The sequence below is a fragment of the Pseudoalteromonas sp. NZS11 genome (genome assembly GCF_015864765.1).
Taxonomy (GTDB): Bacteria; Pseudomonadota; Gammaproteobacteria; order Enterobacterales; family Alteromonadaceae; genus Pseudoalteromonas; species Pseudoalteromonas arctica.
Genome location: NZ_JADYWP010000002.1, coordinates 225,387 through 238,947, shown reverse-complemented (window position 1 = coordinate 238,947; position 13,561 = coordinate 225,387). Strand labels below are relative to the sequence as shown.

The window sequence follows — 13,561 nt, the reverse complement described above, 5'->3', positions numbered from 1 at the left end:
GTAATTAACCACGAGTAAACGGACAGAAATGCGAGGCGATTATGAAATTACTACCTATAGCTAAATTTTTAAAATTAACACTATTTTGTACTGCTGCGATCAGTACAAGTATTGTTGCACCAAGTGCCCTAAGCCTAATACCAGGGTTAAATGTAGCTACGGCATATGCAGAGCAAGAGCAAAAAACAAAACGTGTCCCAGCGCTACGTGAAAAGGTTTATAGTCAACTGGCTCGTGCCCAAAAACTTGCTGACGATGGCGATGTTAAAGGCGGACTTGAAGCGCTCGATAGCATTAAAGAACGAGCCTCGAGTATGAATTCGTACGAAGTTGCAATGATGCATAATTTTTATGGATTTATTTATTACAACGAAAACGATTTACCAAAAGCGATAGCTTCGTTTGAAAAGGTCGTAGCAGAGGAGGCCATTCCTGAATCGCTTCGTTTAAGTACTACCTTTAGTTTGGCGCAACTAGCTATGGCTAATAGTGATTACACTAAAGTTATCGCATTTTTAGATGACTGGGACAGTATTAACACTAAGCCTAAAACAGAAGGCTATTACTTGCTAAGGGCTCAAACATACTATCAGTTAAAGGATTATAAAAAAGGGCTTGAGTATATCTCCCAAGTTATCTCCTTAAGTGATAGCGAAGGTAAAATTCCTAAGGAAAACTGGTTAGTACTTCAGCGTGCAATGTATTACTCGCTTAATCAAGCTGACAAAGTAGTTGAAGTACTTGAGCGTATGGTTAAGCTTTATAACAAACCTGAGTACTGGGTACAGTTATCGGGTATGTATGGCGAAACTGGGCAAGAAAAAAAGCAGCTAGCCATTATTGAAGCAGCTTACCAGCAAGGTTTTTTAACGTCTAAATCTGATCTACGCCAATTAGCGCAAGTGTATTTATATAACGGTTTGGCTTACAAAGCAGGCGTTGTAATGAGTAAAGCGATTAAAGAAGGTGTCGCAGAGCAGAACGCTAAAAACTATGCCTTTATAGCTGAGGCGATGATCCAAGCAAAAGAAGACGAAAAATCAATAGAATACTTTGTAAAAGCAGCTGATTTATCATCCAGTGGTAAGTATGACCAACGCTTAGCTGAAGTTTACGTTAACACTGAGCAATACGAGGAAGCGGCCGATGCAGCGCGTAAAGCGCTCGATAAAGGCTCACTTGATTTTGAATCAAATGCATTTGTTGCCTTGGGTATGGCTCAGTACAACTTACAAAATTTTGATGCATCAATTTTAGCGTTTGAACAGGCAGAAAAACATAAAAAATCACAGCGTTTAGCACAACAATGGATTAAATATGTAAAGCGCGAGAAAGTGCATGCAGAAACATTAAGAACGGCACTGCTTTAAGCTTTAGTAATAACGTTTAAATATAATTTCATGATCGCAAATCCAAACCACACTATTTTTAGTGTGGTTTTTTTATGTTTTTAATAAATTAACTACTTGAATTTTATGTAAATAACTTTGTCATCTTATGTTTATTAAAGTGTAACTGTAATGTCATATAGCTACCGTAAGGTAGGCGCTGCTGATAACTCAAGTGACCTTAAAGCATTACTTAATGTTTTAAGGTGACTTGAGTTTATTTAAAGCACTTAACAAAATAATTAAATACTTTAACGGAGTGAACAATGAAATTATCTGACTTATTTAAAGTTAGTTTGATTGCAACTGCAATATCATTAGCGGGTTGTGGTGGTGACTTAGTTGTATCTGAAGGCGACACAACAATAAATGAAGGCGACACAGTTACTAATGTTGTTGAAGGTGGCAGTGATACAGTAGATGAAACATCATCGCGTGATGATTCTCAAAATGGAACTACGGGTTTTCCTGCTGATATCGACAATGCACTTGTTCAAGGCTTAGCAACGGATGTCTCAAGTGAATTTCCAGCAATAACAGATAAACCAGTGTATCGCTTAAGTGCTGATACAACATTGATTGCTGATGTTTCATTAACTAATGATGCACATTGGATTGTGAGTGGTCGTACTGCTGTGGGTAATGACCGCGCAGATAGTACAACGCTTTATATTCAGCAAGGTACAACGATTATTGGTGAGTCAGGTGATGACTTTTTAGTTGTGCGTCGAGGTTCACAAATTGAATCAGTAGGCACTGCAAGCCAGCCAATTACGATGACATCAATTCAAGATGTTACGGGTAGCGAGACAGCAATTGGCCAATGGGGTGGTTTGGTATTACTTGGTAATGCACCTGCAAATTCATGTGGAGACCAACAAGGTGAAGCAACAGCAGACGAACTTGCTAACTGTGGTGTGTCAGCTGAAGGTGATGCAGGTCAGTTCGGTGGAAATATCAGTGATGATAATTCAGGTACTCTAAAATATGTACTTGTTAAGCAAGCAGGTAAAACGCTTGGTAATGGTGATGAGTTAAATGGTATTACATTTGCCGGTGTTGGCTCTGCAACTACAGTTGATTATATCCAGGTTCATGAAAACCTGGATGACGGTATCGAGTTTTTTGGTGGTACGGTTAATGTAAGTAATGTAGTGCTGACTAACATTGGTGATGATTCACTAGATTGGTCTTTTGGTTGGACGGGTTCGGCTACTAATGTTTACATTCAACAAGCCGCTAACTTAGGCGATAACGCTATTGAAGCGGATAACTCTGAGTTTGATTCAAGCGCCACGCCATTAACACTGCCTACTATTTCTAACGTAACAATCGTCGGTGCAGAAGGTAATAATGGTATTCGTCTACGCGCTGGTACTGCGGGCGCTCTTAAAAATGTATTTGTAACGGGTCCTGCTACTTACGAAAACTGTTTACGTGTAGGGTCTGATTCAGTTCCTCGCGCTGAAGATGGCACACTAACGATTGTAAACTCTATTGTGGCGTGTCAAACAACGGCAAATAATTTTGGTAGTGAAGTAATTAACGGTGGCGATGTACAATCTTGGTTTGAAGGACAAGATGGTAACCAAGTACTTACGCCGGCAGAGCTTATGCTTGCTGATGACGGTTACACGCCACTTGCTGGTTCACCGCTTATCGCAAATGGTCAAATTGGTGCTTTTGATGGATCAACTAACTGGATGGAAGGTTGGACTGTCGGTATTAATGGCGGCTTCCCTACTGATATTGATAGCGCGCTCGCACAAGGCTTAGCATCAGATGTTTCTAGTGAATTTCCAGCAATTACAGATAAACCAGTATACCGTTTAACTGAAGATACAACGTTCACAGCAGATGTAACGCTTACTAACGATGCACATTGGATTTTAAATGGTCGTACTGCAGTTGGTAATGACCGTGCAGATGCAACTATATTATATGTTCAAGCGGGTACAACGCTAATTGGTGAAACAGGTGATGACTTTTTAGTTGTACGTCGTGGTTCACAAATTAATGCCAATGGTAATGCAACTGCGCCAATCACTATGACATCTATTCAAGATGTAACAGGCGCTGAAACAACGATTGGTCAATGGGGCGGCTTAGTATTATTAGGTAATGCACCTGCTAACTCGTGTGGCGATCAAACCGGTGAAACGACAGCTGAAGAATTAGCTAACTGTGGTGTATCAGCTGAAGGTGACGCTGGTCAGTTTGGTGGTGATATTAGCGATGATAACTCAGGTGTTCTTCGTTATATTGTTGTTAAACATGCAGGTAAAACGCTGGGTAATGGCGATGAACTTAACGGTATCTCATTTGCAGGTGTTGGCTCACAAACGAAAGTTGAATACATTCAAATTCACCAAAACCTAGATGATGGTGTTGAGTTTTTTGGTGGCACAGTTAATGTTCGTAACATTGTACTAACTGATATTGGCGACGATGCATTCGATTGGTCATTTGGTTGGTCGGGTCGTGCACAAAATATCTATATTCAACAAAGTTCAGTTGAGGGTGATAACGCAATAGAAGCTGATAACTCAGAATTCGATTCAAATGCGACACCATTGACTAAACCGCTTATTTCTAACGTAACAATTGTTGGTGCTGATGGTACTAACGGTGTTCGTTTACGTGCAGGTACAGCGGGCGTTCTACGAAATGTTGTTATAACGGGCCCTGAAGGTTACTCAAACTGTTTACGTGTAGGCTCAGACTCTGCTGCTAATGCAGAATCGGGTGAGTTGTCTATCGAAAACTCAGCTGTTGCATGTAGTGAAGATAATAACTTTGGTTCACAAGCAATTGGTAGTGGCAATGTGCAGTCTTGGTTTGAAGGTCAAACGGGTAACTTAACGCTTACGGCTTCAGCACTTAATTTAGCGACAGACGGCTTTACCCCAAAATCGGGTTCACCTTTATTAGGTGCTGGTGGGGATTCATCTGAGCTTGACTCGTTCTTTACCAAAACAGATTACATCGGCGCATTCGATGGCGATAATAATTGGATGGATGGTTGGACAGTTGCTATTACACCAAGCTTTCCTGACGATATTGCTAATGCATTAGCACAAGGACTTGCAACAGATGTTTCTGCTAGCTTCCCTACAATTACAGACAAACCTGTATATCAATTAACCTCTGATGTTGTATTTACATCTGATGTAACACTGACTAACGATGCGCATTGGATTTTAAAAGGACGTACAGCCGTTGGTAATGACCGCGCTGACAACACAACACTTTATGTTCAGTTTGGTACAACGTTAATTGGTGAGTCGGGTGATGACTTCTTAGTTGTTCGCCGTGGTTCTAAAATTGAAGCGGTAGGCAGTGTAAATCAACCAATTACTATGACGTCAATCCAAGATATGACGGGCGGCGAAACTACGATTGGTCAATGGGGCGGTTTAGTATTATTGGGTAATGCACCTGCTAACTCATGTGGCGACCAACAAGGTGAAGCAACCGCAGAAGAACTTGCCAGTTGCGGTGTGTCTGCTGAAGGTGACGCAGGCCAGTTCGGTGGTAATGACCCTGAAGATAATTCAGGTACGCTAAAATATGTTGCAGTTAAGCAAGCGGGTAAAACGCTGGGTAATGGCGATGAACTTAACGGTATTACACTTGCGGGTGTTGGTCGTCAGACTGAACTAGATTACATTCACGTTCATGAAAATCTAGACGATGGTGTTGAATTTTTTGGTGGTACTGCAAATATTAGTCACCTTGTTTTAACAAGCATAGGCGATGATTCACTTGATTGGTCATTCGGTTGGACGGGTAAAGCGCAATATGTACTGATTAAACAATCAGACTCTGAGGGCGACAATGCAATTGAAGCTGATAACTCTGAGTTTGATTCAAGTGCAACGCCGCTAACAATGCCAACTATCTCTAATGTAACAATTATTGGTAATGTGGGTGTAAATGGTATCCGCCTACGTGCAGGTACTGCGGGTATGCTTAAAAATGTAGTGGTTACAGGCGGGGCAGATTATTCAAATTGTTTACGAGTAGGCTCTGATTCAGCGCCGCGAGCAGAGGACGGTACATTAACTGTTACTCACTCAATCGTTGCGTGTGAAACCGCTAACAACTTTGGTACGCAAGCAATTGGTACAGGGAATGTTGAATCTTGGTTCTTAGGACAAACAGGCAATTCAGTTCAAGTAGCCGCTGACCTTGGGCTTGCAGATAATGGCTATATGCCAACTGCTGAGTCGTTATTACTTGGTAATGGCTTTGATTCATCAAGCTTAGATAGTTACTTTGATTCTGTAGATTACATTGGTGCGATGGATGCACAAACAGACTGGACAGCAGGTTGGGTAAAAGTAGGCCTTTAACCCACACCACATTATAGCCGAGCGAAAGCTCGGCTAATGTCTTGTTTTGTTTCGGAGTATAAAAATGAAATCTTTTAAACCCTCTACACTTGCTTTATCAAAATTAAACTACGCTGTAATGGCTGCGTTACTTGGTTTATCAGTAAATACAGCCACGGCTGCTGAGCAGCAAGTAGAAGAGCAAGAAATAGAAGAAGTTGTTGCTGTAGGGCAACGATTAAAGGGCAGTGCGGGTGCGGTACTGCAAGAACGTCAAAACCAAGCGTTTGTTGCTGATATTATGGGTGCAGATCAAATATCACGTACTGGTGATGGCGATGCCGCCTCTGCACTTCGTCGTGTTACTGGTTTAACGTTAGTCGATGGCAAATTTATTTATGTGCGTGGTTTAGGTGAACGCTATTCTAGTACTCAGCTAAATAGCATGTATGTACCAAGTCCTGATCCTACTCGCTCAGTGGTTCCTTTGGATTTATTTCCATCTGAAATTATTGAAAGCTTGAGTGTACAAAAGTCATTTTCACCGGATATGCCAGCGCATTTTGGTGGTGGTAATGTAAATATTCGGACTAAATCAATTCCTTCTGACTTTTTATTAAAAGTACAAGTGGGTACATCGTACAATACTTCTAATAGCGATACCGGTCACTTTTACAGTGGCGGTGATGATGACTGGATGGGTCGAGATGATGGTTCGCGAGCATTATCGGATGTGTTTACTACTGCGCTTACCAGTGATGCTGGTCTTGAGGGCAATATAAACACTACGTTAGCTGAGCGTAAAAACCTGATTCAATCGCTTGATTGGGATGTAGGTATTTCAGAAAAGGATGTTGACCCTGCCATGAACTTCTCTATTGCCTTAGGTGATAGATTTGAAAGTGAGGCCGGTACTTTTGGTGTGCTTGCAGCCGTATCTTACGATAACGAGTGGGAAGTAGTTCAAGAGCAAAGCGGCTCAAGCCTTGGTAGCTTAGGCTGTGAAGACAAATGTTTTGCCCAGTATTACGATGGTACATCGACTGAGCAAAATGTACGTTGGAGCGGCACATTAAATTTAGGATATGAGTTAAATTCAAACCATAAGTTTGAGCTTACTAATATTGCACTTCATGACATGAGTGACCGCGTACGTAACCGCGATTACTTTGATGCAAATGAAACCGAAGAAGGTGTCACCGAATTACGCCGAGTAGATATTACGTACGAAGAGCGCGAAATGTTTTCGACTCAGCTTAAGGGGACGCACAACTTTCCAGAGCTAAATAATTTATTTTTTGATTGGTATGGAGGTTTAAGTCGAGCAAACCGTAATGCACCAGGTGGTTTAGATGTTGTTTATCAGCAAAACTTAGTTGATGGCGTGCTTGAATCTGAACAACTACAAGATGTAGCTGCAACAAATATCACCCGTGAGTATCAAGTATTACACGACGATGTTGAAACATTTGGTTGGAATATGGGTATGCCTTTTTATGGTGACGGCTATGAGCTTGAGTTAAAAATAGGCGGCGATTTTTCAGAGAAAAAACGTGATGCAAGTAATGTGAAGTTTGGCATTACGCACCGTGGTATAAGCGATGAGTACTCGTTCGGTTCTAACGTAAGCGATATTTTTGCTGATGAAAACACGGCGAATGACGCTTTTTATGCAAGTGTAACTGGCTCAGGTATTTTTGATGATGGCACCACTGATGGTGATAAGTACAGTGCAGCGCATAAATTAGATGCTTATTATTTTATGGCCGATTACTTCTATCAAAACACTTGGCGTTTTACTGGTGGCGTTCGATGGGAAGATTTTTCGCAAGTCTCAGTCGGTTATGAAGCGCATACTAATTTCTTTGAAAATACGCTACAAGAAATCCAAGATGTAGCTATTAATGAAGATAACTTTTTTCCTTCTTTAGCTGTTACGTACATCATGGATGAAGAAATGCAATTTCGCTTAAATTTAAGTGAAACAACCATTCGCCCTGATCTACGTGATGTAAGCTCTTCTTTCTTTGTTGACCCGTTAACTGAGTTTCTGGTGAGAGGCTCTCCTAGTTTACAAAGTTCTAATTTAAAAAATGTTGATTTTAGGTTTGAATGGTATATGCCATCAGGTAATAACCTTTCTGTTGCATTGTTTTATAAAGACATTGAAAACCCAATTGAAATGGTTGAGCTTGCGGGCGTAGGGGGAGCATCTCCACAGTTATTAACCGCAAATGCTCAGTCGGGTAAATTGTCGGGTATTGAAGTTGATTTTTTAACTGACTTTGGCTTTATAAATAAAGATTGGTCCTCAGCATTCTTGTCAGGCAACGTTACGCTATCTGACTCAAGTGTTAATTTGGGGATTAATGATTCAGACGGTGTTGACTCACTGTTTGAAACACAGCTTAAAGAAGCCCTTGAGGCCGATACGGTATCGAATATTGTAACTAACAATGAGCGTCGTTTAGTTGGTCATTCTGAGTGGGTTGCAAACTTACAAATGGGCTATGACTCGGATGATGGATTTCATTCTACTTCACTAATTTATAATGTGTTTGGTCCTCGTATAATTGTACCTGGTACACGTGGTAATGAAGATGCAGAAGAAAAGTCGTTTCATTCAGTTGATTTAGTTTATTCTTACTTCCCTAACTTTAACTCTAAAGTTAATTTTAAGGTTAAGAATATGCTTGGCCAAGAAAAAGAAATTGAACAAGAAGGTCTTACCCTTTGGGGACAAGACACCGGCACTGAGTTTAGTTTAAGTTATAGCTATGAGTTTTAAGCTTTATTTAAAATAAAACTCAAGGAATGAAATAATAAACTTCACTATCTATTAGCTCTGTATTTTAATACAGAGCTTTTTTGTGTTTATGCTCAGTATGAAAAATATTTAAGTTCTGTTTTATTCGCTAGTTTTAGCTTTCAGCCAGTGTTAGTTTAGCGTTAATGAAAATTAAATCTCACGCAATGAATTTAATTTTTAATGTATTAAGGCATCTTTTATGAATCAAACAGTGGAACAAACAATGAAAAAAGTAGGATTAGTCGGTTGGCGTGGCATGGTTGGCTCTGTGTTATTAGAACGTATGCAGCAGCAAAGTGATTTTGCCCATATCGACACCACCTTTTTCACCACCTCACAAGCGGGTCAACTAGGCCCAGATATAGCAGGCGACGCAAAACCATTACTAGATGCAAGTGACATTAGCGAACTTGCTAAAATGGATATTATTGTTACTTGCCAAGGCGGTGACTACACCAATGCGGTATATCCAAAACTTCGAGAGTCGGGTTGGGATGGTTACTGGATTGATGCAGCTTCAGCGCTGCGTATGAGTGAGGGCAGCATTATAGTGCTTGATCCCGTAAACAAAGATGTTATTGAACAAGGCTTAGAGCAAGGCGTTAAAACCTTTGTGGGCGGTAACTGTACTGTATCGCTGATGCTACTTGCATTAGGTGGTTTATTTGAGCAAGACCTAATTGAATGGGTAAGCCCAATGACTTACCAAGCGGCGTCGGGCGCTGGTGCACGAAATATGAAAGAGCTTATTGCACAAATGGGCGCTATTCATGCAAGTGTTGCAGATAAACTAGATAACCCAAGCTCTGCTATTTTAGAAATTGATAAAATAGTAAGTGAAACAATGGCGTCAAAAGACTTACCACAAGACCAATTTGGTGTGCCATTAGCGGGCAGTTTAATCCCGTGGATTGACGTACCTATGCCAAGCGGTCAGTCTAAAGAAGAATGGAAAGCGCAAGTTGAAGCGAACAAAATTTTAGGTTCTTCAAAGCAACCAGTGCCTATTGACGGTTTATGTGTACGTATTGGCGCTATGCGTTGTCATTCACAAGCGATGACCATTAAATTACGTGAAGATATTAGCGTAGAAAAAATTGAAGAAATTTTAGCGTCTCATAACGAGTGGGTTAAGGTTATTCCTAACGAGCGTGAAATTAGCGCAACAGACTTAACACCCGTTAAAGTAACAGGCACTTTAACAATTCCTGTTGGCCGTATTCGTAAATTAGCGATGGGGCCAAAATACATCAGCGCATTTACAGTAGGCGATCAGCTTTTGTGGGGAGCGGCAGAGCCACTTCGTCGTATGCTACGCATAATTGTTGATGGTGAGTAATACCAATTCGCAATAATACTTAATCAATTTGAGGGGTTAAATCTGACGCTAACTACGTTAAATATTTCTGATATAGAACAACTAAATAACGAAATCTTTGCCTTGTTATCGACACGATTTTTCTTCCCTCAAAATAGATCACTTAATTAAGCGAATTGGTATAATATATAATCAGTATTAACAAAAGGGGTTGGCAATTTGCCAGCCCTTTTTAGTTTAATGGCTTATAAAACCGCTTAAGAGGCTTAAACAATACTTTTTTATGAATGTTCACTGTTGTTTATTATTGAACTTAAGTAAACTGTTTACATTGTGCAACAGCCTATTCAAGTAACATTAATGACCTCTCATATAAATAACTTTGCCAATAAGCGATTAGCATTTGTTAGCTCCTATTTTAGTTCTGCAATTGCTATAAACACGGTTGTTTCTTGTTTTCTTATTTTTAGCAGTATTAACCACAGCGCCTCGCAAGAAAAACTTTACTGGCTTTTTACGTTATCATTTATTTCATTACTTCGAATAGCCAGCCATGTATTTGTTAACAACACCCATGCTTTTAAATATCATCTGTATTTTATAGGTTTATTATTAACAGCCGTAACTTGGGCTGCTTTCCCCATTTTGTTTTATGAAAATATGCCAATGCAGGAGAAGTTTGTATCACTCGTTGTTTTTAGCTCCCTTGCTGGTGGCGGTGTAAATGTTTTAGCTTCTGATATTCGTTCCTCCTTGTCGTATATAACCTGTTTACTGGTTCCTTTTAGTATTTTATTACTTTTACAGCCTATTGAAGATGAGAATGTACTAGGTATTTTAGGGCTCGTTTTATGGTTTATTTTGTGTTTTGTTACCGCTGTACGTTCTGCTAAAGATGTAAAGTCATCAATTAATAATGAACTTAAGTTAGATCAATTTATTGAAAACTTAGAAAACGAAGTGCAACTTCGTACCGAACAAATAATCCTTTTAGAGCAAAAAGATAATTTAACTAAATTGTTTAACAGGGGGAGCTTTGTTTCTAATGTTGAACTTGATTTAGCCAATCAAAATGATGATATTAAAGCCGTTTTATTTTTAGATATGGATGACTTTAAAATCATCAACGATAAATACGGTCACGATTTTGGTGACTTTGTTCTGGCCCAAACAGGTAAACGATTAGTTGAAACACAAACTCAGGGCGATTTTATTGCTTGTCGTTGGGGAGGGGATGAGTTTATTTTTTATTCTCGTAGTAACACCGAAGACGAACTTTTTGACTGTGTTTTTAGATTAGTTAAAACTTTAACGAAAACAGTAAGCATGGATAGCTATCAAGTAAACCCTTCTTTTAAAGTTGGGCTGTATTTTACGCGTGAAAATTTTAACCTTGAAGACGCGATTAAATACGCTGATGTTGCTATGTATGAAGGTAAGAAAAGCCGTAATGAAATATCGGTATTTGACGAGCGAATGCATGAATCGCTTAAAAGAGAAGAAGTACTTCGCAGCTCAATTAAAGAGTGCGTAGAAAAAGGTGACTTTCATCTGTGTTATCAACCTATTGTTGATATAAGTACAAATGAAATAACCACGTTTGAAGTACTACTTCGTTGGCAGTTTAATGATGAATTTATCCCCCCTTCAGAATTTATAGATATTGCAGAGCGATATGGAAAAATTAATATATTAGGTGAATTTGTACTAGAGCAAGCCATCGCGAGTTTAAGTAAGTTAAACGCTGTGAATAGTAAGATTGGATTGTCGATTAATGTGTCGGTGTTGCAACTAGAAAACCATAATTTTTTAGATTTTTTAGTTGCTCTTCTAAATAGATATGCTGTTAAACCATACAATGTGCATTTAGAAATAACAGAAACAGTGATGATTAAAAATTTACCGTATTTGTCAAAAGTGATTACGGCCATAAAAAATACCGGTGTGCGTATCTCTATTGATGATTTTGGTACTGGGTTTTCTTCTATATCGGTTTTAAAAGAGCTATCAGTTGATTACATTAAAATAGATAAATCTTATATTGATAATATTTGTGAGTGCTCAAAAGACAAAAGTATTGTATCTGCGGTAACTAACATGTCGCATATGATTGGTTGCCAAGTAATAGCGGAGGGCGTAGAAAACCCCGCTCAGCTAACGTTATTACAAAGCTTACAAATTGATAAGTATCAAGGTTTTATATTCAGTAAACCAGTTAGATTTGCCGATGCGCTTAAACTTATTAGTTAGAGCGCTGGCTTTTCAGGCACAAAGTTTGTTTTATCTAGGTTCGATTTAAGCGTGCCGTGCGTTTCTGGCTCGCTGCGAGCGGTAACTTCTTTTGTGTTATTCTATTAGCTTACATTCATATGAAAATAACTTAAAACGGAGCAATCCGCCTCGTTTTTTTAATGCTATTTGCCTAAAGATGCTGCCGAAAATTCAACCTAAAAAGATAGGTAGGCCTTAGTAATAATGAACTTTTATTGACTTAATTCGCTTATATGAACTACCTGATTACGCCCTCCATTTTTAGCATGATAGAGTGCTTTATCTGCCTCATTTATTGCGCTTTCAATTGCGGTTTTATTGCATTTAATATTTATTACGCCAAAACTTGCCGTAACATTAATTATTTTATCATTAAAATGAATCGGACTACTGGCGAGTGCGTTTCTTAGTTTTTCGGGGAATGCTTTAGCTGTAGGCTCGTCGTTACGTGCTATTAATAAGGTAAATTCTTCGCCACCAATTCGGCCAAACAAATCATCTGGATTTATGCAGTCTTGCATTATTTTCGCCGCTTCTACTAACACCACATCACCTCCTGCATGTCCAAACTCATCGTTTATTTTTTTAAATTTATCTATATCCCAATAAATTAAGCTTACGTACTTATAATTATTAAGTTTATCTTTTAGTTGCTCTTGGCTTTTATTATAAAACCCACGCCTATTTAAGCAGCCCGTAAGTACATCAGTCATTGCAAGATGGTTCATTTTTTCGGCTAAATCAGACGCCATTATGAATATCATAAATACGGCCATGCCGACATGAGCAGCAGGGACAGTCATAAAATTAATTAATGTATATAGCGCTATATATTCTTCATTCACTTGGCTGCCTTGCAGTAATGCTATGCTTGCTGCAACAAATAAAAGTAATCCACATAGCGAATAAGTGATACTAGCGCCTATTTCAGCAGGGAGTGATTTTTGCTTATGCCTGAAAATAATAACCGCACTTAGTATCAGTAAGATCACATCGTAATACACATACAACGACATAAATAAGCCAACATGCACATTTATGGCTGTAAAATAATAAACAGCAGCAAGAGTTACTATTGCCGAGATGATTAAATAGCGAATTTTTATACTCGAATTTACCCTAATGCAATGCCCCCATGTACCAAGTAGCACAGAGCCTACTGAGAAGCTGCTTCCTAACATCCAATATAGTGTGTGAGAGTCAAATAATGGTTCTGCTAATATTGTTGCCCATTGGCATGCAGAGAGTGCGAATGCGATTGTCCAAAGCATGGCATATTGCTTTTTACCTAACGTAAACCACGACATTAAAAATATGACAGACCAAATAACACTGGTTAAAAAGAGGGTAACTAATATATAAAAAACAGGGTTCATGTATTTTTATTCTTGTTTGCGTTAATTTTACTTTAGTAGATGAAAGCGGTTTATTCGAATCAATG

At 39.1% G+C, this 13,561-nt stretch carries 6 protein-coding genes; 5 read left to right on the top strand and 1 reads right to left on the bottom strand.

The features are described 5' to 3' along the window. Positions 1 to 41: 41 nt before the first annotated feature. The 5 genes from I6E82_RS04760 to I6E82_RS04740 all read left to right on the top strand — a co-directional run bounded on the left by I6E82_RS04760 (position 42) and on the right by I6E82_RS04740 (position 12,099). On the top strand, positions 42 to 1,370 hold the full coding sequence (locus I6E82_RS04760; RefSeq protein WP_197116945.1) for a tetratricopeptide repeat protein: 1,329 nt from the start codon (positions 42 to 44) through the stop codon (positions 1,368 to 1,370). 284 nt (positions 1,371 to 1,654) lie between these two features. Next, positions 1,655 to 5,743 (top strand): hypothetical protein, encoded by a 4,089-nt coding sequence (locus I6E82_RS04755; protein ID WP_197116944.1) that lies wholly within the window; start codon positions 1,655 to 1,657, stop codon positions 5,741 to 5,743. Between the two features lie 64 nt (positions 5,744 to 5,807). After that, a complete protein-coding gene (locus I6E82_RS04750; protein ID WP_197116943.1) occupies positions 5,808 to 8,510 on the top strand; it encodes a TonB-dependent receptor domain-containing protein in 2,703 nt (900 codons plus the stop codon). A gap of 220 nt (positions 8,511 to 8,730) precedes the next feature. After that, a complete protein-coding gene (gene asd / locus I6E82_RS04745; RefSeq protein ID WP_197116942.1) occupies positions 8,731 to 9,870 on the top strand; it encodes an aspartate-semialdehyde dehydrogenase in 1,140 nt (379 codons plus the stop codon). A gap of 339 nt (positions 9,871 to 10,209) precedes the next feature. Then, entirely contained in the window at positions 10,210 to 12,099 is a 1,890-nt protein-coding gene (locus tag I6E82_RS04740) for a putative bifunctional diguanylate cyclase/phosphodiesterase (protein ID WP_231616872.1), read from the top strand. A gap of 233 nt (positions 12,100 to 12,332) precedes the next feature. Here the strand turns inward: I6E82_RS04740 and I6E82_RS04735 are convergent, their stop codons facing one another. Then, positions 12,333 to 13,496 carry a GGDEF domain-containing protein gene (locus I6E82_RS04735; protein WP_197116940.1) on the bottom strand — a complete coding sequence of 388 codons (1,164 nt, stop codon included), beginning with the start codon at positions 13,494 to 13,496 and terminating at the stop codon, positions 12,333 to 12,335. Positions 13,497 to 13,561: the final 65 nt, after the last annotated feature.

Bases quoted from the DNA above. Each gene is read 5' to 3' on its own strand.
- I6E82_RS04760 (WP_197116945.1), top strand. From the start codon at position 42: ATGAAATTACTACCTATAGCTAAATTTTTAAAATTAACACTATTTTGT.
- I6E82_RS04735 (WP_197116940.1), bottom strand. From the start codon at position 13,496: ATGAACCCTGTTTTTTATATATTAGTTACCCTCTTTTTAACCAGTGTT.
- I6E82_RS04740 (WP_231616872.1), top strand. From the start codon at position 10,210: ATGACCTCTCATATAAATAACTTTGCCAATAAGCGATTAGCATTTGTT.
- I6E82_RS04755 (WP_197116944.1), top strand. From the start codon at position 1,655: ATGAAATTATCTGACTTATTTAAAGTTAGTTTGATTGCAACTGCAATA.
- I6E82_RS04750 (WP_197116943.1), top strand. From the start codon at position 5,808: ATGAAATCTTTTAAACCCTCTACACTTGCTTTATCAAAATTAAACTAC.
- asd (WP_197116942.1), top strand. From the start codon at position 8,731: ATGAATCAAACAGTGGAACAAACAATGAAAAAAGTAGGATTAGTCGGT.